We start from the raw sequence: 22,330 nt of genomic DNA on the forward strand, positions 1-22,330 counted from the left end.
GGCTGCCAAAGCCCGCTGCCGCTCGCGCGGCTGTAGTTTGGCGGGTTTTCGGGACGGTGCGATAATGGCTGTTTGCGTTCAGACGCAAACAGCCATTTCTTTTTCGTGGCGTGATTCAGGCTTTATTCAGCGTTCCGCTCGCGCTGGCGTGGTCTGCTAGCGTTCTCTTTATCGCGTCGGGCTTTTCGGGGTGTTTATCAGATGCGCGTGTTCAATTTCTCCGCTGGTCCTGCAGCAATGCCCGAAGAAGTACTCCGTCAAGCAGCCGACGAAATGCTTGATTGGCACGGTAGCGGCATGAGCGTGATGGAAATGAGCCATCGCGGCGCTGAGTTCATGTCGATTCATGAAGCCGCGCTCACCGATCTGCGCGATCTGCTGAAAGTACCCGCGTCGCACAGAATCCTGTTCTTGCAGGGTGGCGGCATTGGCGAGAACGCGATCGTTCCGCTGAACCTGCTCGGCGCGCGTCAAACCGCCGACTTTATAGTGACCGGTTCCTGGTCGCAGAAATCCTTCAAGGAAGCGCAGAAGTACGGCACGCCGCACATTGCTGCAAACGGCAAGACGGAGCAGGGTTTCACGCATGTGCCGAAGGTCGCCGAATGGCATCTCTCCGACGACCCGGCTTACGTCCATCTTTGCACGAATGAAACCATCGACGGCGTCGAGACCTTTGAGATCCCCGATCTCGGTTCGGTGCCGCTCGTCGCGGACGCGTCGTCGCACATTCTTTCCCGCCCAATGGACATCGCGAAATACGGCGTGCTGTTTGGCGGCGCGCAGAAGAACATCGGCATGGCGGGTGTGACGGTCGTGATCGTGCGCGAGGATCTGCTCGACCGCGCGTTGGCGATCTGCCCGTCGGCGTTCGAATGGAAGACGGTCGCCGCGAATAATTCGATGTACAACACGCCGCCAACCTATGCCATCTACGTTGCCGGCCTGGTGTTCAAGTGGCTGAAGAAGCAGGGCGGCCTGGAAGCCATGGAAGCACGCAGTATCGAAAAGTCGACGCTGCTGTACGACACTATCGACGCCAGCAGTTTCTATCTGAACAAAGTCGAGCGTCAGTCGCGCTCGAGGATGAACGTACCGTTCTTTCTCGCCGACGAAACCCGTAACGAAGCATTCCTGGCCGGCGCAAAAGCGCGCGGCCTGCTGCAGCTGAAAGGCCACAAGTCAGTCGGCGGCATGCGCGCGTCCATCTATAACGCGGTGCCGCTCGAAGCGGTGAAGACGCTCGTCGAGTATATGAAGGAATTCGAGCAGGCCAGTGCCTGAGTTCAGGCACGGCCTCCCATCCGACGCTTGGTAGCCCAAGCCGGACCGACTCATCTCATACAACGCATGGACGACGACCTTAATTCACGACTCATACCGCTGCGCGACCGCATTGATGCGCTCGACGCGCAGCTCATCGCGCTCCTGAATCAGCGCGCCGCCGTGGCGCTCGAGGTGGGCGAGGTGAAGAAGCATTTCAACGCGCCGGTGTTTCGCCCCGAGCGCGAGTTGCAAGTCATCGCGCGGCTCCAGGAGATGAGCGAAGGGCCACTTGCCGATGATCACATCAGCTCGATCTGGCGCGAGATCATGGCCGCGAGCCGTGCGCTCGAAAAGACGCTGCGCGCGGCGTATCTCGGTCCGGTCGGGACCTACAGCGAGCAGGCGATGGTCGAGTATTTCGGACACTCCATCGAAGGCGTGCCATGTCCTTCTATCGATGAAGTGTTTCGCTCGGTTGAAGCCGGTGCGGCCGAGTTTGGCGTGGTGCCGGTTGAGAATTCTGCGGAAGGCGCGGTCTCGCGGTCGCTCGATTTGTTTCTGCAAACGTCGCTTGTGATTGGCGGCGAGTTGGCTTTGCCGATTCACCACAATCTGTTGACGGCATCCGGCACGCTTAATGGCGTGACCCGCGTGTTCGCGCATCCGCAAGCGCTCGCGCAATGCCAGCATTGGCTCACGGCGAATGCGCCGACGCTCGCGCGCCAGGCTGTATCGAGCAATGCCGAAGCGGCCCGGCTGGCGGTGGGGGACCCGACCATTGCGGCGATTGCCGGAGATCGCGCGGCCACGCATTACGGGCTCGGCGTGGTCAGCTCGCTAATCCAGGACGACCCGCACAACCGCACGCGCTTCGTGATGGTCGGCCGGGAGCGCACAGGCGTGAGCGGGCATGACCAGACCTCGCTGATCGTGTCGGTGGCGAACGAGCCTGGCGCGTTGCTGAAATTGCTGGAACCGCTCGCGCGTCATGGCGTGTCCATGACGCGTTTCGAGTCGCGTCCTGCGCGCGTCGGCACGTGGGAATACTACTTTTATATCGACGTGGAAGGCCATCGCGACGACGCGCCGGTCGCCGCTGCGCTCGAGGAACTGGGCGAAAAAGCCGAGTTTCTCAAGATCCTCGGTTCGTATCCTCGCGCTCGTTGAGCCTTTTAAAAATCGCTGGAGAAAACATGACATCGCAATTCGGCCCTTCCTACGTGCGCGCAATCGCGCCTTATATTGCCGGCAAACCGATCTCGGAAGTGGCGCGTGAATTCGGACTGAACGAAGCGGATATCGTCAAGCTCGCGTCGAATGAAAATCCGCTCGGCATGCCCGAGTCGGCCAAGCTCGCGATGGCGCAAGCGATCGCGGAACTCGGCCGTTATCCAGACGCGAACGGTTTCGATCTGAAGGCTGCGTTGAGCGAACGTTACGGCGTGCCGCCGGAATGGATCACGCTGGGCAACGGCAGCAACGACATCCTCGAAATCGCCGCGCATGCGTTCGTCGAGAAGGGTCAGTCGATCGTCTATGCGCAGTATTCGTTCGCGGTTTATGCACTGGCCACACAAGGTTTGGGCGCGCGCGCGATTGTCGTGCCGGCCGTGAAGTACGGTCACGATCTCGAGGCAATGCTCGCTGCTATCGCTGATGACACGCGTCTCGTATTTGTTGCGAATCCGAATAACCCGACTGGCACGTTTATCGATGGCCGGACGCTTGAGGCGTTTATTGCCCGCGTGCCGCGTCACGTCGCGATCGTGCTGGACGAGGCGTACACGGAATACCTGTCGAAGGACAAGCGCTACGATTCCATCGAATGGGTGCGTCGTTATCCGAATTTGCTCGTGTCGCGGACGTTTTCTAAGGCTTTTGGACTGGCTGGATTGCGTGTGGGTTTCGCCATTGCGCGACCGGAGCAAACCGATCTGCTCAATCGCCTGCGCCAGCCGTTCAACGTGAATTCGATGGCGCAAGCCGCCGCGATCGCCGCGTTGAAGGACACCGAGTTTTTAGCGAAGAGCGCTGAGATCAACGCGGCAGGGTATCGCAAGCTGACGCAAGCCTTCGACAAACTCGGCCTGCAATACGTCCCCTCCGATGGCAACTTCGTGATGGTGCGCGTGGGCGATGACGACGCTGCCGGACAACGCGTGAATCTCGCGTTGCTCAAGCAAGGCGTGATCGTGCGGCCGGTTGCGAACTACGGTTTGTTGCCGTGGCTGCGTGTCACGATTGGCTTGCCGGAAGAGAACGACGTGTTTATTGCGGCGCTCGAAAAGTCGTTGGCGGCCACTGCCTGATTGTTTTGTTTTACCCGTGCGTTTCGTGAAGAGGCACGGGTTTGTCCGATTGCTCACCCCTCGCGCCGAAAGGCGCGTTTTTATCGATGTCTCGTGGCCGCGTTCTCTTTCAATAAAATCGTGATTTTCGGCGTCGGCCTGATCGGCGGATCACTCGCGCGCGCATTGCGCGAACGCGCTGGCGCAGCGGGCGAAGTCATTGGTGTCGGGCGCTCGGTGAAATCCGTCGAGCGTGCGCTGGAACTTGGCGTGATCGACTCCGCCGTTTTTCTCGACGATGACCGCGCGCTCGATCTCGCGCTGCGTGACGCCGATATCGTGTTGATCGCCGCGCCGGTGGCGCAAACCGAGCCGCTGCTGCGGCGGATTGCGCCGTTCCTGGACGCGCGCACCATCGTCACCGATGCCGGTAGCACAAAAAATGACGTTGTCGCTGCGGCGCGTGCAGCGCTCGGCGATCGCGTTTCGCGCTTCGTGCCGGGGCATCCGATCGCCGGGCGGGAATCGAGTGGACCTGACGCCGCCATACCCGATCTCTATGTGGATCGAAACGTCGTGCTGTGCCCGTTGCCGGAGAATTCGCCGGAGCTGGTGGAGCGCGTCGCCGACATGTGGCTTGCGACCGGCGCCAGCGTGCATCGGATGACGGCCGAGCAGCATGACGGCGTGTTTGCATCGGTGAGTCATTTGCCGCACGTGTTGTCGTTCGCGCTCGTCGAGATGATTCTGCAAGCGCCGGATGCTGCGCTGAAGTTTTCGTTCGCCGCCGGCGGGTTCCGCGATTTCACGCGGATCGCGGCGTCGAGTCCGGAAATGTGGCGCGACGTGTGCATCGCGAACCGGGCGGCGCTTCTGACCGAAATTGATGCTTATACGAACGTGTTGGCGCGTTTTCGCCAGGCCATTGAAACCTCCGACGGCGCTGCGCTCGAAACCGCCTTCGAGCGTTCGCGCGCGGCACGGACCGAATGGCAACAAGGCGGCGCGATCAAGGCCGCCGACGAGTCGGCACAATAGTCGGCTCGATAATCGGCCCAATAATTCGCACACTAGCAATAGCTAACTGGACTAGAACCATGGAACACCTCGATCTCGGACCTTTTTCGCGTGCGTCCGGCACGGTTCGGCTGCCCGGATCGAAGAGCATTTCTAACCGTGTCTTGCTGCTCGCCGCGCTGGCTGAGGGCGAGACGGTGATCACGAATCTCCTCGATTCCGACGACACCCGCGTGATGCTTGCGGCGCTCAACACCTTGGGCGTCGAGGTGCAAAACGACGGCGAGCGCTGTGTCGTGAAAGGCACCGGCGGCCGCTTTCCGGTGGAATCGGCGGAGCTTTTTCTCGGCAACGCCGGTACCGCAGTGCGTCCGCTCACGGCCGCGCTCGCGCTCAACGGTGGTGAATATCGCGTGCATGGCGTGCCGCGCATGCACGAACGGCCGATCGGCGATCTCGTCGATGGCCTGCGCCAGATTGGCGCGAAGATCGACTACGAAGCGAACGACGGCTTTCCGCCGCTGCGGATTCATCCGGCTGAAATTGCTGTTGACCAGCCGATCCGCGTGCGTGGCGATGTCTCCAGCCAGTTCCTGACCGCGTTGCTGATGAGCTTGCCGCTCGCGCAGAACACGCATGGCCCGATTGTCGTGGAAGTGGACGGTGAGCTGATTTCGAAGCCGTATATCGACATCACGATCAAGCTGATGGAGCGTTTCGGGATGACCGTCGAACGTGATGGCTGGAAGAGTTTTACGCTGCCGGCCGGCGCGCGCTACGCGTCGCCGGGCACGATCGCGGTGGAAGGCGACGCGTCGTCGGCCTCGTATTTCCTCGCGGCCGGCGCGCTGGGCGGCGGTCCGCTGCGGGTGGAAGGCGTGGGCCGCGCGAGCATTCAAGGCGACGTGAATTTCGCCGATGCGCTGATCCGCATGGGCGCGAACGTCATGCTGGGCGATGACTGGATCGAAGTACGCGGCGTGGAATCCGACGACGGCAAGCTGATGGCCATCGACATGGATTTCAACCTGATCCCCGACGCCGCCATGACCATTGCCGTGGCCGCGCTGTTCGCCACCGGCACGACCACGCTGCGCAATATTGCGAGCTGGCGCGTGAAGGAGACAGACCGGATTGCTGCAATGGCCACCGAGTTGCGCAAGGTTGGCGCGACGATCGAGGAGGGCGCGGACTACCTCGTCGTCACGCCGCCGGCCGCGTTGACGCCGAATGCGGCTATCGACACCTACGACGATCACCGCATGGCCATGTGTTTTTCGCTCGTGAGCCTAGGCGGGGTGCTGGTGCGTATCAATGACCCGAAATGCGTCGGCAAGACCTTCCCGGATTACTTCGAGCAGTTCGCGAAGCTCGCGAAGGCTTGATGACCATGACTAATATGAATGCATCAATGAAAGCTCCGACCCCGCGCGTCATTTCCCGCCGATCCGGACGTCTCCGATGAAACCCACTCGTCCGTTTCACCAGACTCCTGTTATCACCATCGACGGCCCGACGGCTTCGGGCAAAGGGACTGTGGCCGCATCGGTCGCCGCCACGCTCGGCTTCCATTTACTCGATAGCGGCGCGCTGTACCGGCTCACCGCGCTCGCGAGCGCGCGATACAACATCGAACCCGAGAATGGCGATGCGCTCGCCGAACTTGTCGCAGATCTTCACATCACGTTCCGGGAAGGTTTGGCACAGCTCGACGGCGTAGATGTATCGACGGAAATTCGTGCCGAGGAAATTGGCAACCGGGCGTCAGCGATTGCTGTCCACGGCCAGGTTAGGACGGCGCTGATTGCGCGCCAGCGGGCGTTCCGCAAGCCTCCGGGGCTGGTTGCCGACGGCCGCGACATGGGCACCGTTATTTTCCCCGATGCAACGCTCAAGGTGTTTCTCACGGCAAGCGTTGAAGCGCGGGCCGCGCGGCGGCATAAGCAATTGATACAAAAAGGCTTTTCTGCTAATATGGAAGACTTGCTACGAGATTTGCGCGAGCGGGACGCACGGGACAGTAACCGTGTAGCCGCACCGCTCAAGCCCGCAGTGGACGCGAAGACGCTGGACACCTCCGGGTTATCCATTGACCAGGCGGTCAATCAGATCATCGGCTGGTTTAATGCGATTCACGTGTAGTTAGCCGTAGAACACTGTAATTGTTGGAAAAAGCCGACATTTCGAAGGCTTTGTTTTGGAGCTCCATGAGAAACATGGAGCGTGGTTTAACCCCTCAACCCCGTGTGGCGTTCGCCTTTTTTGCCATCGGCCCGAACAGTTCGGGCAGGCATTGCGAAGCAGCTGCGCAACTATAGATTTTTATGTCCGACCTGCAAACATCTACCCCGATTACCGAATCTTTTGCGGCTCTGTTCGAAGAGTCGTTGACCAAGCAGGACATGCGTGCGGGTGAAGTCATTTCCGCCGAAGTCGTGCGCGTCGACCACAATTTCGTGGTTGTCAACGCGGGTCTCAAGTCCGAAGCCTACATTCCGCTCGAAGAATTCCTGAACGACGCGGGCGAGGTAGAAGTGCAGGCGGGCGACTTTGTTTCCGTGGCTATCGACGCCCTGGAAAACGGTTATGGCGACACCATCCTGTCGCGTGACAAGGCGAAGCGTCTGGCTTCGTGGCTGTCGCTGGAAAAAGCGCTCGACAACAACGAACTCGTGACCGGCACGATCACGGGCAAGGTCAAGGGCGGCATGACCGTGATGGTCAACGGCATCCGTGCGTTCCTGCCGGGTTCGCTGGTTGATACGCGTCCGGTCAAGGACACGACACCGTACGAAGGCAAGACCCTCGAATTCCGCGTCATCAAGCTCGACCGCAAGCGTAACAACGTCGTGTTGTCGCGCCGTGCCGTGATCGAAGCGACCCAAGGCGAAGAGCGCGCAAAGCTGCTCGAAACGCTGAAGGAAGGCGCGATCGTGGAAGGCGTGGTCAAGAACATCACAGACTACGGCGCATTCGTGGACCTCGGCGGTATCGACGGCCTGCTGCACATCACGGACATCGCATGGCGTCGCGTGCGTCACCCGAGCGAAGTGCTGTCGGTTGGCCAGGAAGTCACCGCCAAGATCCTCAAGTTCGACCAGGAAAAGAACCGCGTATCGCTCGGTATCAAGCAACTCGGCGACGATCCGTGGGAAGGCATTTCCCGCCGTTACCCGTCGGGCACGCGCCTGTTCGGTAAGGTGACGAACATCACCGACTACGGCGCATTCGTCGAAGTGGAATCGGGCATCGAAGGCCTGGTCCACGTGTCGGAAATGGACTGGACAAACAAGAACGTTGCACCGTCGAAGGTTGTGCAACTCGGCGACGAAGTCGAAGTCATGGTTCTCGAAATCGACGAAGACCGCCGCCGTATCAGCCTCGGCATGAAGCAGTGCAAGCCGAACCCGTGGGACGACTTCAGCCGCAACTTCAAGAAGGGCGACAAGCTGGAAGGCGCGATCAAGTCGATTACCGACTTCGGCGTGTTTATCGGTTTGCCGGGCGGCATCGACGGTCTGGTTCACCTCTCGGACCTGTCGTGGAGCGAAACGGGCGAAGAAGCGGTTCGCAAGTACAAGAAGGGCGACGAAGTCCAGGCTATCGTTCTGGGCATCGATGTCGAGAAGGAACGCATCTCGCTGGGTATCAAGCAACTCGAAGGCGATCCGTTCAGCAACTTCGTGGCAATGAACGACAAGGGCGCGACGGTTGACGGCGTGGTCAAGTCGGTTGACGCGAAGGGCGCAGTCGTGACGTTGACGGCAGACGTGGAAGGTTATCTCCGCGCGTCGGAAATCGCTCAGGACCGCGTGGAAGATGCTCGCAACGTGCTGAAGGAAGGCGACAAGGTCAACGCGATGATCATCAACATCGATCGCAAGTCGCGTGGCATCAACCTGTCGATCAAGGCCAAGGATTCGGCTGAGCAACAGGAGGCTATCCGTGGTCTGGCTTCGGCTGACTCGAGCACGGCTGCAACCGGCACGACGAACCTTGGCGCGCTGTTGAAAGCCAAGCTCGACGGCCAGAACGGCTAAGCCGCAGGTATTGCTGCAGCATGACCAAATCGGAATTGGTCGCCCAACTGGCGCTGCGATTTCCGCAACTTGTTCTTAAAGATGCGGATTTCGCGGTGAAGACGATGCTCGATGCGATGTCGGACGCTTTGGCCAACGGCCATCGCATCGAAATCCGCGGCTTCGGCAGTTTTGGCCTCAATCGTCGTCCATCGCGCGTTGGACGCAATCCCAAGTCGGGGGAGAAAGTGCAGGTACCGGAGAAATTCGTACCGCATTTCAAGCCTGGCAAGGAGTTGCGCGAACGAGTAGATGGCCGCTCGGGCGAGCCGCTGAAGCAGTCGAACGAAGCGGATAGTGACGAAGACGACGATGTTTGACCGGCGTCAGAGTTCAGGCCGTATCGAACTGCTCTCTGCCAGAGGCAAATGACCGAAAAAAGCACCCGCAAGGGTGCTTTTTTTATGCCCCGGCCGAACGTACGCCAGTGGCATCGCTGTTCTGCACGATCGTTCGTCACCGGTATTTTCACGCTTGACGTGAAGCGGCAAACTGCCGCAAACGTCCTGCTGATCGGCCTATCGTCCAAGCCGTTGCGCATTGCCCCATAGGCTTCAATTACAATACCGCACGCTAACGACCCAATGCAGCGTGGTCCGCGCTTTGCGTCTTTCTTGGATGGCGGTGTAGTACTCGCCGCCCGCGTTACCTTCTGCGTCGTTCCGCTATTGCCGTCAAAGAGACCCTTATGAAATTTTTTGTCTGGCTGATCCGTGTACTGGTTTTCGTGCTCCTGCTCGTGTTGGCGTTGGCCAATACGCAAAGCGTGACGCTCAATTTTCTCGCTGGCTACTCCTGGCAAGCACCGCTGATCCTGATTGGCCTGGCGTTTTTTGTGGTTGGCCTCGTGGCTGGTCTGCTCTCGTCGCTGCCTTCGTTGTTTCGCCTGCGGATGGAAAATGCACGCCTCAAACGCGAATTGCGCACGGCGCGCGATATTCCCGTCGTGCCAATGGATCCGCCTATGCCGCCGCTGATTTGACGGGTCGTGCAGTGACCGGCCCTGTGCCAGCGCGATCGGGTGCTTGCTTCCGGCACGCCGCTTGCCCTTAACCCTTTCCAAGAATTCGCATGGATCTAGACTTCTGGTGGCTGCTTGTCATTCCGGTCGCGTTTGCTCTCGGTTGGATCGCATCGCGCTATGACCTGAAAACGCTGCTGTCCGAAAACGCGAATCTGCCGCGCTCGTACTTTCGCGGCCTCAATTTCCTGCTGAACGAGCAGCACGACAAGGCCATCGACGCCTTTATCGAAGTGGCGAAGCTCGATCCTGAAACCATCGAATTGCACTTTGCGCTCGGTAACCTGTTTCGCCGACGCGGTGAGACGGACCGGGCCATTCGCGTGCATCAGAACTTGCTGGGCCGCGCTGATCTGCCCGTCGCTGAACGCGATCACGCGCTGTTCGAACTCGGGCAGGATTTCCTGAAGGCGGGTCTGCTGGATCGTGCGGAGGAAACCTTCCGGTCGCTCGAAGCGGGTGAATATGCGCTGGGCGCGCAACGGGCGTTGCTGACCATTTACGAGATCGAGAAAGACTGGAACAAATCGATTGCAACCGCCGGCCGGATCCAGGAAATGGGCGCGGCGACGCTTGAAAAAGAAGTCGCCCAGTTCCATTGCGAACTCGCGCAGGAAGCACTGCAGCGCAAGAACCCGGCAGACGCTCGTGCTGAACTGAAACTCGCGCTCGCGGCGAATCCCGATAACGTGCGGGCGACCATTCTGGTTGGCGACGTGGATGCCGCCGGCGGCGATCTGGAGTCGGCTATCGTGTGCTGGCGTCGCGTGGAAGAGCAGAATGCGGCGTATCTGCCGCTGGTGGCCGAAAAACTGGTGCAGGCTTACGAGCAACTCGGCCGTACGGCTGAGGGCGTGGATTTGCTGGTTGACTACGTGAATCGCTATCCGTCGAACGATCTGCTCGACGTGGCGTTCAAGCACGTCTCGCAATTGCGCGGCATGGACGCAGCCCACGCGCTTGCGCGGCACCAGATGCAGACATCGCCGAATCTCGCCGGCATGACACGGCTGCTGGAAGCGCAAGTGGCGACGGCCGAGGAACCGCGTCGCAGCGAACTCGAACTGATGCGCACGCTCGTCAAGCAGCGGACCAAGAACCTGCCGCGCTACACGTGCCAGAATTGCGGTTTCCGGGCACGTCTCTTTTACTGGCAATGTCCCGGCTGCAGCGGCTGGGAAACCTATGCGCCACGCCGCGTCGAGCCGATCACCGCGTCCGCCTGAACGCGGCGCGTTTTTCCTGCGTAGCCTGGCTCCCGCGGGATACGCAGGACACGCAACGTTTGACACGATCGGACTCCGTGGCCGTTTTGGCCTGACCTATCGACAATCACCGGTCTCTCCGGAACGCTTATGAAAATATCCATCATCGGGACGGGCTACGTCGGATTAGTGACCGGCGCGTGCCTCGCTGAAATTGGCAACGACGTGCTGTGCCTGGACGTCGATGCCCGCAAGATCGACATCCTCAATAACGGCGGCGTGCCGATCCACGAGCCGGGCCTGCACGAGATCCTGAAGCGTACGCGTGCGGCCGGCCGTATCCGCTTTTCCACGGATATCAAGGAAAGCGTCGAGCACGGCGAGATCCAGTTCATCGCGGTGGGAACGCCGCCGGACGAGGACGGCTCCGCCGACTTGCAGTACGTGCTCGAGGCTGCGCGCAACATCGGGCGTTATGCAAACGGCTTCAAGGTGATCGTCGATAAATCGACGGTTCCTGTCGGCACAGCCCAACACGTGCGCAACGTAGTCGAGCAGGAACTGAGGGCGCGCGGTATTGAGCCGAGGGGCAAGAATGACTTTTCGGTTCTATCGAATCCGGAGTTCTTGAAGGAAGGCGCGGCTGTTGACGACTTCATGCGTCCCGACCGCATCGTGATTGGCGTTGACGACGACGAAGCCGGCCAGATTGCCCGCGACAAGATCAAGAGCCTCTACGCGCCGTTCAACCGCAATCATGAACGTACGCTCTATATGGACGTGCGTTCAGCCGAGTTCACGAAGTACGCGGCGAACGCCATGCTTGCCACGCGTATCTCGTTCATGAACGATTTGTCGAATCTCGCCGATGCCGTGGGTGCGGATATTGAAGCGGTGCGTCGCGGCATTGGTTCGGACCCGCGTATCGGCTATCACTTCCTGTATGCCGGTTGCGGCTACGGCGGTTCGTGTTTTCCGAAAGACGTGCAGGCGCTCGCGCAGACGGCGCGTGAAAACGGGCATCGGTTGCGGATTCTCGAAGCCGTGGAAGAAGTGAACGATCTGCAAAAAGAAGTGCTCGTCAGCAAGATCACGAAGCGCATGGGCGAAGACTTGCGCGGCCGCACGTTTGCCGTTTGGGGCCTCGCGTTCAAGCCGAATACCGACGACATGCGCGAGGCGTCGAGCCGCCGGCTGATCGGCGCGCTGCTTGAGCGCGGCGCGACGGTTCGCGCTTACGACCCCGTGGCGGTGGCGGAAAGCCGCCGTGTATTCGCGCTCGATCTCGCCGATAAACCGCTGCAACTCGAGCGCCTGCATTTCGTCGATTCACAAAAGGACGCGTTGCCCGGCGCGGACGCTCTTGTGATCGTGACCGAGTGGAAGGAATTCAAGAGCCCGGACTTCACGCATCTGAAGAACGAGCTCAAGATGCCGGTCATTTTCGATGGCCGCAACCTGTACGAACCTGAAGCGATGGCGGAACTCGGCATCGATTATTTTGCAATAGGACGTCCCCATGTCGAACTTCCTGTCACCTGACGCAGCGGTGCCGTCGGTGCCTGCCGTCGCGGCACATGCTCCCGTTCCACCGGTCCCGCGTGCACGCATCGAGGCGGCGCGCGTGCTGGTCGTCGGCGACGTGATGCTCGACCGTTACTGGTTCGGCGATGTGAACCGCATTTCTCCGGAAGCGCCCGTGCCGGTCGTGCACGTACAGCGCCAGGAAGACCGGCTTGGCGGCGCGGCGAACGTGGCGCGCAACGCAGCCGCACTGGGCGCGCGGGCGGGCTTGCTGTGCGTGGTCGGGCGTGATGAGCCGGGTGAACGCATTGTGACGTTGCTCGGCGAGAGCCGGGTCACGGCATTCCTCGAACGCGATCCCGAATTGCTCACCACCATCAAGCTGCGTGTGCTGTCGCGGCAGCAACAATTGCTGCGCGTTGATTTCGAGAATTCCCCCACTCACGAAGTCCTGAGCGCATGCCTCGCCCGGTTCGAAACGCTCCTGCCGCAACACGATGTGATCCTGATGTCGGATTACGCGAAAGGCGGCTTGACGCACGTGACGCAAATGATCGCGGACGCGAAGCGGGCTGGCAAACCTGTGCTGGTCGACCCAAAAGGCGACGACTGGGACCGCTATCGCGGCGCCACGCTGATCACGCCGAACCGTGCGGAATTGCGTGAAGTGGTCGGGCGCTGGAGCTCGGAAGAAGACCTGCTCGCGCGTGTCACGGCGCTGCGCGAGTCGCTCGATATCAGCGCGTTGCTGCTCACGCGATCGGAGGAAGGCATGACGCTCTTTACCGCCGGTCAAGTAGTCCATACGCAGGCCGATGCACGCGAAGTGTATGATGTTTCGGGTGCCGGCGACACGGTCATCGCAACCGTTGCAACCATGCTGGGCGCGGGTGTGCCGCTGGTGGACTGCATCGCATATGCCAACCGTGCTGCGGGAATTGTCGTCGGAAAGCTGGGTACGGCGACCGTCGACTACAACGAACTTTTCGCCTGACCTTTCGGCTAAACACCACCATGACAATCATCGTTACCGGCGCGGCCGGGTTTATCGGCAGCAATATCGTGAAGGCGCTCAACGAGCGTGGCGAGCAGCGAGTGATCGCCGTCGACAACCTCACGCGCGCCGACAAATTCAAGAACCTGGTCGATTGCGAGATCGACGATTTTCTCGACAAGACGGAATTCGTCACGCGCTTTAAACGCGGCGATTTCGGCAAGGTCAGGGCTGTTTTCCACGAAGGCGCGTGTTCCGACACCATGGAAACCGACGGCCGCTACATGATGGAAAACAACTTCCGCTATAGCCGCGACGTGCTGGATACGTGCCTCGAACAACGCGCGCAGTTCCTGTATGCATCGTCGGCGGCGGTGTATGGCGGATCGAGTGAATTCGTCGAGCGACGTGACGTCGAGAAGCCGTTGAACGTGTACGGTTATTCGAAATTTCTCTTCGATCAGATCGTGCGCCAGATCCTGCCGACAGCACGCACTCAGATTGCCGGTTTCCGCTATTTCAACGTGTACGGGCAGCGCGAGAATCACAAGGCGCGGATGGCCTCCGTTGCGTTCCACAACTTCAACCAGTTCCGCGCCGAGGGCAAGGTCAAGCTGTTTGGCGAGTACAACGGCTATGGCGCGGGCGAGCAGACGCGCGATTTCGTGTCGGTGGAAGACGTGACGAAGGTCAATCTGCACTTCTTCGATCATCCGGATACGTCGGGAATTTTCAACCTTGGCACAGGGCGCGCGCAGCCGTTCAACGACATTGCGTCGACGGTGGTGAACTCGCTGCGCGCAATCAACGGCGAAGCGCCGTTGTCGCTGGCGGAGCTGGTGCAGCGTGGGCTGATTGAGTACATCCCGTTCCCCGATGCACTGCGCGGCAAGTACCAGTGCTTCACGCAAGCGGATCAGTCGAAGCTGCGCGAGGCCGGGTACGACGCCCCGTTCCTGACGGTTCAGGAAGGCGTCGACCGGTACGTGCGTTGGCTATTCGGTCAGCTATAACAGCATTCGTTATCTTCATACACTGGGTCTCCCGGTCAGCGATCATCGCGGACCGGTTTTCAAGGGAGACTCACATGATCAAGAAACTTCTCGCGGCGTTCACGCTGGCTGTATCAATCGGTTCGGCATTCGCTGCCATCGATATCAACAACGCCAATTCCGATGCATTACGCGGCATCAAGGGCATTGGGCCGGCCAAGGCGAAAGCCATCCTCGATGAACGCGAAGCGCATGGCCCGTTTAAAGATGCGGCCGAGCTGAGCAAACGCGTCAAGGGCATGGGCGGCAAGACGGTTGAGCGCTTGCAGGCTGAAGGGTTGACCATTGGACCGGGCGGCACGCCTGCGGCGATCACAGGCGCTGGCGCCGCTGCCAAGCCGGCTGCCGGCGCGGTCGTGGTCAAGAAGTAATGCGGCATGGCGCATCGGTCGGCGCGCCGGTCGACTTGATGCGCCTTCTTTCACGGGAACTCGCGGTCTGCAGCTTCCAGGCTTCCAAAAACACCGTCACATCATCCCCTCCGTGCAATAGGGCCGCCCGGCAGCCGGACACCCCCTGGGCTACAATCGGTAGCTTATCGACGGCAGCAACCCCACGACCACTATGGCTTACAAGACTATTGAAGACACCATTGGCAATACGCCGCTGGTGCAACTGGTCCGCATCCCGGACGATGAAATCCGCAGCCGCAACAACGTGATCCTCGGCAAGCTCGAGGGCAACAACCCGGCGGGTTCAGTCAAGGACCGTCCGGCACTTTCGATGATCAAGAAGGCGGAAGAGCGCGGCCGCATCAAGCCTGGCGACACGCTGATCGAATCGACTAGCGGCAATACTGGCATTGCGCTGGCCATGGCCGCCGCCATTCGTGGCTACAAGATGGTGCTGTTGATGCCGGAGGACCTGTCGGTCGAGCGTCGCCAAAGCATGGCCGCCTATGGCGCGGAAATCGTGCTCACGCCAGTTACCGGCGGCATGGAATACGCCCGCGATCTCGCCGAGCAGATGCAGCGCGACGGCAAAGGCATCATCCTCGACCAGTTCGCGAATCCGGATAATCCACTCGCGCACTACGAGACGACCGGCCCGGAACTCTGGCGCGAGACGGAAGGGCGCATCACGCATTTCGTTTCGGCCATGGGCACCACCGGCACCATCATGGGCGTGTCGCAATATCTGAAGGAACAGAACGCGAACATCGAGATCATTGGGGCGCAGCCGGAAGAAGGCTCGCGTATTCCCGGCATCCGGAAGTGGCCTGAGGCCTACTTGCCGAAGATCTTCGATCGAAGCCGCGTGGATCGCACGGAAAACGTCAGCCAGGCTGCGTCGGAAGCAATGGCGCGGCGGCTGGCATCGGTGGAAGGCATTTTTTGCGGGATTTCCGCAGCAGGCGCGTGCGAAGTGGCGTTGCGCGTGGCGCGCCAGGTTGAGAACGCGACCATCGTGTTCGTGGTCTGCGATCGCGGTGACCGATACTTGTCGACAGGTGTGTTCCCAGCCTGACATCGGCTTGGTCGCTCACATAGGCAGAAACAAGAAAGCCCGGTATAAACCGGGCTTTTTGCATGGTGCGCGAGTCAAAAGACGCCCAGAAAGCTAGATCATTGCGATGCTGAAACCCCGACATTTCCCGCGTTCATCTGCGCTTTTACGGCTTCGCCAAGCTGATACACGGCGAGTGCATAGAAGAAGCTTCGGTTATAGCGCGTGAGCACGTAGAAGTTCTTCAGACCGAGCGTGTATTCGGTCGCGCGGCCGGGTGTCGGCAAGTCCACGACCGTCACCGGCGTGCCCGCTTCCGCCATGGTGTTGAGCCCCGGTTCGCTCGTCAGCATGCCGGCTTTCGTGAGCTGCGCGAGTGACCAATGCGGCTCAGGCTGGCCGTCCGCGGCGGCCTGTGCAATCCCTTGGCTGCCGGTGTCGCCGGAGATCCTCCAGACCACTGGCCGTCCCGATTCCCAGCCATGCTGCTTCAGATAGTTCGCGACACTGCCGATGGCATCGGCGGGACTGGTCCGCAAATCGATGTGGCCGTTGCCGTCGTAATCTACCGCGTATTGCACGATGCTGCTCGGCAGGAATTGCGGAATGCCGATTGCGCCCGTGTACGAACCGAGCACGGTGGTCGGATCGATTTGCTGGTCGTGTGTCCACACCAGCAGATCTTCGAGATTCTTGCGGAACGTCGCTTGCCGTTCTGCGCGGTTCGGCGTGTCGGGATAATCGAAGGTCAGCGTGGTCAGTGCATCGAGCGCGCGGAAGTTGCCCATGTACTTCCCATAGATTGTCTCCACGCCGATGATCCCGACAATCGCCTCCGGCGGCACACCGTACTGATCCGATGCACGCTGCAATGTCGCCTGGTTCGCGCGCCAGAACTTCACGCCGGCCGCAATGCGGATGGGTTCCACAAAACGTGCCTGATAGGCGCGCCAGTTTTTGGTGGCGGGAGTAGGCGAGGGCAGCACCAGCTTCACGGCCGTGGCCGAATAACTGACGCGATTGAACAGGTCATGCAAGGAGGCGGAATCGAAGTCGTAACGCGCCACCAGGTCGTTAATGAACGCGTCCACATTGGGATTGTTCGCGTAACGCTGCGGCACGATTTCTTCTTCGAACATCTGCCCCTGCGCTGGCGCGGATTGGGGCTGCGATTGCGCAACTGCCTGGCCGATACTGAGTGTGCCAAATGCACAAACAAGGCCGGCGAATAAGGCGAGGCGCGTGGTTCGCACCGAAAGAGGCAAGACGGTCGAAGCAAACTTGAAGTTCATAGTGTGCGTAATTGTGGCGATGTAACGCGAGGCGCGCAGGAAAAACGCGCAGGGCATACGAGAGTCGGATCAGTATAACCGACGCGTTTTCGACGCTATCCCGAAAGCCCCGTGAGCGGGCGCTGACGCCGCAAAAGGGAAGACGTACAGCCGCGCCATTTCGAGTGTGGTAACTTAACAATAACCCGCGCGGTGCGGCGTTCGGCCTCTTGCTGGCACGCGGCAGGAACGGCCAGGCACCGCGACCGACAAAAACATCTGAACGACAAGAGACACGCGGCACGGCGCACCCGGCTGCGCAACCCATCATGGCTACCGGCTTTTATACCCATTCAGATTGCCTTCTTCATGACATGGGGCCGTGGCATCCCGAATGCCCCGCGCGGCTTCAGGCGATCGAGGATCAGTTGATCGCAAGCCGCATCGATACCCTGATCGTGCGTGAAGAAGCGCCGCTCGCGAGCGAAGAGGATCTGGCGCGGGTTCATACGCAGGCGCATATCGATTTCGTCAAGGAGACGGCGCCGTCAGTCGGCCGGGTCGAGATTGACCCGGACACGATGATGTCGCCAGGTTCTTATCACGCGGCGCTGCGCGCTGCGGGCGCAACGGTCGCCGCCACCGACGCCGTGATCGCCGGCACTTACGACAACGCATTTTGCAGCGTGCGGCCGCCTGGACATCACGCAGAACCGGCCCGCGCGATGGGCTTCTGCTTCTTCAACAATATCGCGATCGCGGCGCGTCACGCGCTCGAAGTGCATGGGCTCGAGCGCGTGGCGATTATCGATTTCGATGTGCATCACGGTAACGGCACGGAGGCCGCATTCTCGGGCGACCCGCGCGTGCTGATGTGCAGTTTTTTCCAGCACCCGTTCTACCCGTATAGCGGCGCCGACAATCACGCATCGAACATGGTCAATCTGCCGATGCCCGCGCGTACGAAAGGCATGGCAGTGCGCGAAGCCGTCGACATGATGTGGCTGCCGAGACTCGATGAATTCAAGCCGCAGATGATTTTCGTCTCCGCAGGGTTCGATGCACATCGCGAGGACGATCTCGGCAACATGGGTCTTGTCGAGGACGACTACGCGTGGCTGACGCAACAGATCCGTGAGGTGGCGAAACGGCATGCGAAGGGCCGGATCGTGAGCACGCTCGAGGGCGGCTACAACCTGTCGGCGCTTGGGCGTAGCGTGGTCGCGCATGTGCGTGAGCTGGCTGATATTTGAGCAGCGGCTGTGCGGCGAGCCTGAAGTCCCAAGTTTGAGCGCGGCACACGCGTTCGATCGCCACTACCTACAAAAACACACCGGAAAATCACCGGCCTGCCGTTTAGAGCACATCCCCGATTGCCACTCATGCGTTTTCGCGCGTAAAATCGAACGATCGTGCTGTAAAAAATAAGCGTCTACTGATTGCGCAAAGCCTTCGGGGTCCTCTGTGGTTCGCCGTAAGCATTCGGCGTCGGGAGTCACTCGTTATAATGGGCTTGGGATGATGTATTCGTAACTTAGGAGCGTGTGCATGAAAATCTTGGTGCCAGTCAAACGCGTGGTCGACTACAACGTGAAAGTCCGGGTCAAGCCGGATGGCAGCGCAGTGGACATCGCGAACGTGAAGATGTCGATGAATCCGTTCGATGAAATCGCCGTGGAAGAAGCCGTGCGTCTGCGTGAAGCGGGCGTGGCGACGGAAGTGATCGCGGTATCGTGCGGCGTGACGCAATGTCAGGAAACGCTGCGTACGGCCATGGCGATCGGCGCGGATCGCGCAATCCTGGTCGAATCAACTGAGGAATTGCAGCCGTTGGCGGTCGCGAAGATCCTGAAGGCGCTGATCGATAAAGAGCAGCCGCAACTCATCATCCTCGGCAAGCAAGCCATTGACGACGACTCGAACCAAACGGGTCAGATGCTCGCCGCACTCGCCGGTTTGCCGCAAGCAACGTTCGCCTCGAAGGTGACGGTCGCCGACGGTCGCGCCACGGTCGCGCGTGAAGTCGATGGCGGGTCGGAAACGCTGTCGCTGTCGCTGCCCGCCGTGATTACCACGGACTTGCGCCTGAACGAGCCGCGTTATGTGACGCTGCCCAACATCATGAAGGCCAAGAAGAAACCGATGGAAACGTTGAAGCCGGCGGACCTGGGTGTCGACGTGACGCCGCGCCTGAAGACGCTCAAAGTCGCTGAACCGCCGCAACGCTCCGCTGGGGTGAAGGTGCCGGACGTGAAGACGCTGGTCGAGAAGTTGAAGACCGAAGCCAAGGTTCTGTGAGGGAGTTTCCAAAGTGACTATTCTTGTAATTGCAGAACACGACAACGCGTCGATCAAATCGGCGACATTGAACACCATCGCGGCAGCGCAGAAGATTGGCGGCGATATCCACGTGCTGATCGCGGGCTCGAACGCCCAAGCGGCGGCAGATGCTGCTGCAAAGATTGCCGGCGTAGCGAAGGTATTGCTCGCCGACGCTCCGCAACTCGCCGATGGCCTGGCTGAGAATATCGACGCAACGGTGGTCCAGATCGCGAAGAACTACTCGCATATCCTGGCGCCCGCGACCCCGTACGGCAAGAACATCGCTCCGCGGATTGCAGCGCATCTGGATGTCGCGCAGATCAGCGACATCACTGCAGTAGACAGCCCCGACACGTTCGAGCGCCCGATCTACGCGGGCAATGCCATCGCGACCGTTCAATCGAGCGATGCGATCAAGGTCATCACGGTTCGTACCACGGGCTTCGATCCGGTGGCGGCAGAAGGTGGCAGTGCATCGGTGGAGAAGATCGAAGCCTCGGCAGATACGGGCATCTCCAAGTTCGTGAGCCGCGAGTTGACGAAGCTGGACCGGCCGGAACTGACGTCGGCGAAGATCATCGTGTCGGGTGGACGGGGTTTGGGCAGCGGGGAGAACTACACCAAAGTACTCGAACCGCTCGCGGACAAACTCGGCGCGGCGCTGGGCGCATCGCGTGCGGCAGTCGACGCCGGCTTCGTTCCGAATGACTATCAAGTCGGTCAAACCGGCAAGATCGTGGCGCCTAACTTGTATGTTGCCGTCGGTATCTCGGGCGCGATCCAGCACTTGGCCGGGATGAAGGATTCGAAGGTCATCGTCGCGATCAACAAGGATGCCGAAGCACCCATCTTTGGCGTGGCGGACTATGGACTCGTGGGTGACTTGTTCACGGTCGTACCGGACCTTGTGAAAGAACTGGGCTGATCGTTTTTAAAGCCACTGGCTGGAAAGAAAGCAAGACTGCAAAAAAGGGGCGACATACGTGCGCCCCTTTTCACATCTGTTGGGGGAGACAAGACATGAGCTATAGAGCGCCCGTCAAGGACATGCTGTTCGTGATGAAGGAACTAGCCGATATAGAAAGCATCGCGGCGTTGCCGGGTTTCGAGGACGCCAGTCTCGACACCGCGCAGGCCGTGCTCGAAGAAGCGGCGCGCTTTAACCACGAAGTCGTCGCGCCGTTGAACTTCGAAGGCGACAAGAATCCGAGCTTCTGGAAGAACGGTGAAGTCACGACCACGCCTGGTTTCAAAGAAGCTTTCCGCCAGTTTGGAGAGGGCGGCTGGCAAGGGGTGCTGCATCCGGTCGAGTACGAAGGCCAGGGGTTGCCCAAGCTGATCGCGACTCCTTGCATCGAGATGTTGAATGCGGCGAACCTGTCGTTCGCGTTGTGTCCGCTGCTTACCGATGGCGCTATCGAAGCACTGCTGACTGCCGGCACCGAGGAGCAGAAGCAGCTCTATGTGCCCAAGCTGATTTCGGGCGAATGGACCGGCACGATGAACCTCACCGAGCCGCAAGCCGGGTCCGATCTCGCGCTGGTCCGCACGCGCGCCGAGCCACAAGGCGATGGCACGTTCAAACTCTTCGGCACGAAGATTTTCATCACCTACGGCGAGCACGACATGGCGAAGAACATCGTCCATCTCGTGCTGGCGCGCACGCCCAACGCGCCCGATGGTGTGAAAGGCATTTCGCTATTCGTCGTACCCAAATTCCTCACCGATGAAAACGGCACGCTCGGCGCTCGCAACGACGTGCATTGCGTATCGATTGAACACAAGCTCGGGATCAAGGCGAGCCCGACCGCCGTGCTGCAATTCGGCGATCACGGCGGCGCGATCGGTCAGTTGATCGGTGAAGAGAATCGCGGGCTGGAGTACATGTTCATCATGATGAACGCGGCGCGGTTCGCGGTCGGGATGCAGGGCGTGGGTGTGTCGGAGAGGGCGTATCAGAAGGCCGTCGCGTTCGCGAAGGATCGGGTGCAAAGCCGGCCGGTCGATGGCTCCGCCAAACAGCCTGTATCGATCATTCATCACCCCGACGTGCGGCGCATGCTGCTGACGATGCGCGCGCTGACGGAAGCGTCGCGCGCGCTCGCCTATGTCGCGGCGGCGCATTGCGACCTCGCGCATCATCATCCTGACGAGGCCGCACGCGCGAGCCATCAGGCGATCTACGAGTTTTTCGTGCCGATCGTGAAGGGCTGGAGTACGGAGCTTTCCATCGATGTCGCGAGCCTCGGCGTGCAGGTTCATGGCGGCATGGGATTTATCGAGGAGACGGGCGCGGCGCAGTATTACCGCGATGCCCGCATTCTCACCATCTACGAAGGCACGACCGCCATCCAGGCCAACGACCTGATCGGCCGCAAGACCGTGCGTGACGGCGGCGCGACGGCGCAGGCAATTCTTGCGCAGATGGATCAGACCATCGCGCAACTCGCCGAGCGGGAAGGGCAGGCTTTCACGTCGATGCATCGGCATTTGAGCGCGGGAAGCTTGTCGCTGGCACGGGTGGTCGAGTTCATGGTCGCCAAGGTGAAAAGCGATCCGAACGCGGTGTTTGCCGGCAGCGTGCCTTATTTGAAACTGGCGGGCATTGTGCTGGGCGGATGGCAGATGGCGCGCGCGCTATTGGTGGCGTCGGACAAGCGTGGCGATGACGAGGCGTTTTATGGCGCCAAGATCGCGACGGCGCAGTTTTTCGCGGAGCATCTTTTGTCGCAAGCGCCGGGGATTGAAGCGTCGATTGTCAGCGGTAATGGGCGGGACGGGTATCTCGCGCTGAGCGAGGATCAGTTTTGATTTGTTGAGGTTAAGCCGGGCTATGAAAAATGCC

The 22,330-nt window shown here is 60.3% G+C and carries 20 protein-coding genes; 19 read left to right on the top strand and 1 reads right to left on the bottom strand.

All coding sequences use genetic code 11. From position 1 onward, the window contains the following. Positions 1–201 precede the first annotated feature (201 nt). The 15 genes from serC (at position 202) to cysM (ending at position 15,913) form a co-directional block, all read left to right on the top strand. The gene (serC, locus tag ACSQ83_RS13870; RefSeq protein ID WP_436228536.1) at positions 202–1,284 is read left to right on the top strand and encodes a 3-phosphoserine/phosphohydroxythreonine transaminase; all 1,083 of its coding nucleotides are present in this window, start codon (positions 202–204) and stop codon (positions 1,282–1,284) included. A 66-nt stretch (positions 1,285–1,350) separates the two neighbouring features. Next, entirely contained in the window at positions 1,351–2,433 is a 1,083-nt protein-coding gene (gene pheA, locus ACSQ83_RS13875; protein ID WP_436228537.1) for a prephenate dehydratase, read from the top strand. A gap of 26 nt (positions 2,434–2,459) precedes the next feature. Continuing rightward, positions 2,460–3,575: a histidinol-phosphate transaminase gene (hisC, locus tag ACSQ83_RS13880; RefSeq protein ID WP_436228538.1), complete on the top strand. Its 1,116-nt coding sequence runs from the start codon at positions 2,460–2,462 to the stop codon at positions 3,573–3,575. Positions 3,576–3,668: 93 nt separating this feature from the next. Then, positions 3,669–4,592, top strand: a complete 924-nt coding sequence (locus ACSQ83_RS13885) for a prephenate dehydrogenase (protein WP_436228539.1) — start codon at positions 3,669–3,671, stop codon at positions 4,590–4,592. Positions 4,593–4,651: 59 nt separating this feature from the next. Beyond that, positions 4,652–5,956 carry a 3-phosphoshikimate 1-carboxyvinyltransferase gene (aroA, locus tag ACSQ83_RS13890; protein WP_436228540.1) on the top strand — a complete coding sequence of 435 codons (1,305 nt, stop codon included), beginning with the start codon at positions 4,652–4,654 and terminating at the stop codon, positions 5,954–5,956. A gap of 76 nt (positions 5,957–6,032) precedes the next feature. Further along, entirely contained in the window at positions 6,033–6,713 is a 681-nt protein-coding gene (gene cmk, locus ACSQ83_RS13895; protein ID WP_436228541.1) for a (d)CMP kinase, read from the top strand. A gap of 182 nt (positions 6,714–6,895) precedes the next feature. Further along, entirely contained in the window at positions 6,896–8,611 is a 1,716-nt protein-coding gene (gene rpsA / locus ACSQ83_RS13900; protein WP_031361047.1) for a 30S ribosomal protein S1, read from the top strand. Positions 8,612–8,631: 20 nt separating this feature from the next. Next, positions 8,632–8,970 carry an integration host factor subunit beta gene (locus tag ACSQ83_RS13905; protein WP_299705205.1) on the top strand — a complete coding sequence of 113 codons (339 nt, stop codon included), beginning with the start codon at positions 8,632–8,634 and terminating at the stop codon, positions 8,968–8,970. A gap of 368 nt (positions 8,971–9,338) precedes the next feature. Then, positions 9,339–9,632 (top strand): LapA family protein, encoded by a 294-nt coding sequence (locus ACSQ83_RS13910; protein WP_436228542.1) that lies wholly within the window; start codon positions 9,339–9,341, stop codon positions 9,630–9,632. An 89-nt stretch (positions 9,633–9,721) separates the two neighbouring features. Continuing rightward, positions 9,722–10,897, top strand: coding sequence for a lipopolysaccharide assembly protein LapB (lapB, locus tag ACSQ83_RS13915; protein ID WP_414948899.1), 1,176 nt, complete (start codon positions 9,722–9,724; stop codon positions 10,895–10,897). Between the two features lie 129 nt (positions 10,898–11,026). Then, positions 11,027–12,418: a UDP-glucose dehydrogenase family protein gene (locus tag ACSQ83_RS13920; protein ID WP_436228543.1), complete on the top strand. Its 1,392-nt coding sequence runs from the start codon at positions 11,027–11,029 to the stop codon at positions 12,416–12,418. Beyond that, entirely contained in the window at positions 12,396–13,394 is a 999-nt protein-coding gene (gene rfaE1, locus ACSQ83_RS13925) for a D-glycero-beta-D-manno-heptose-7-phosphate kinase (protein ID WP_436228544.1), read from the top strand. Before ACSQ83_RS13920 ends, rfaE1 begins: the two co-directional genes overlap by 23 nt. Before the next feature lie 20 nt (positions 13,395–13,414). Then, positions 13,415–14,407, top strand: a complete 993-nt coding sequence (gene rfaD / locus ACSQ83_RS13930) for an ADP-glyceromanno-heptose 6-epimerase (protein ID WP_436228545.1) — start codon at positions 13,415–13,417, stop codon at positions 14,405–14,407. 74 nt (positions 14,408–14,481) lie between these two features. After that, positions 14,482–14,817, top strand: coding sequence for a ComEA family DNA-binding protein (locus tag ACSQ83_RS13935; protein ID WP_436228546.1), 336 nt, complete (start codon positions 14,482–14,484; stop codon positions 14,815–14,817). 193 nt (positions 14,818–15,010) lie between these two features. After that, positions 15,011–15,913, top strand: coding sequence for a cysteine synthase CysM (gene cysM / locus ACSQ83_RS13940; protein WP_436228547.1), 903 nt, complete (start codon positions 15,011–15,013; stop codon positions 15,911–15,913). Positions 15,914–16,011: 98 nt separating this feature from the next. Here cysM and mltB read toward each other — a convergent pair whose 3' ends face one another. After that, entirely contained in the window at positions 16,012–17,184 is a 1,173-nt protein-coding gene (mltB, locus tag ACSQ83_RS13945; RefSeq protein ID WP_436228548.1) for a lytic murein transglycosylase B, read from the bottom strand. Positions 17,185–17,492: 308 nt separating this feature from the next. On the opposite strand from mltB, the gene ACSQ83_RS13950 reads away from it, so the two are divergent. The 4 genes from ACSQ83_RS13950 to ACSQ83_RS13965 all read left to right on the top strand — a co-directional run bounded on the left by ACSQ83_RS13950 (position 17,493) and on the right by ACSQ83_RS13965 (position 22,296). Next, complete coding sequence (locus tag ACSQ83_RS13950) at positions 17,493–18,416, top strand: histone deacetylase family protein (protein WP_414948910.1); 924 nt, start codon at positions 17,493–17,495, stop codon at positions 18,414–18,416. A 295-nt stretch (positions 18,417–18,711) separates the two neighbouring features. Then, complete coding sequence (locus tag ACSQ83_RS13955) at positions 18,712–19,461, top strand: electron transfer flavoprotein subunit beta/FixA family protein (RefSeq protein WP_414948912.1); 750 nt, start codon at positions 18,712–18,714, stop codon at positions 19,459–19,461. Between the two features lie 13 nt (positions 19,462–19,474). Then, positions 19,475–20,410, top strand: coding sequence for an electron transfer flavoprotein subunit alpha/FixB family protein (locus ACSQ83_RS13960; RefSeq protein WP_436228549.1), 936 nt, complete (start codon positions 19,475–19,477; stop codon positions 20,408–20,410). Positions 20,411–20,505: 95 nt separating this feature from the next. Continuing rightward, positions 20,506–22,296: an acyl-CoA dehydrogenase gene (locus tag ACSQ83_RS13965; protein WP_436228550.1), complete on the top strand. Its 1,791-nt coding sequence runs from the start codon at positions 20,506–20,508 to the stop codon at positions 22,294–22,296. Positions 22,297–22,330 lie beyond the last annotated feature (34 nt).

It is taken from the genome of Caballeronia sp. LjRoot29 (assembly GCF_964252755.1).
Taxonomy (GTDB): domain Bacteria; phylum Pseudomonadota; class Gammaproteobacteria; order Burkholderiales; family Burkholderiaceae; genus Caballeronia.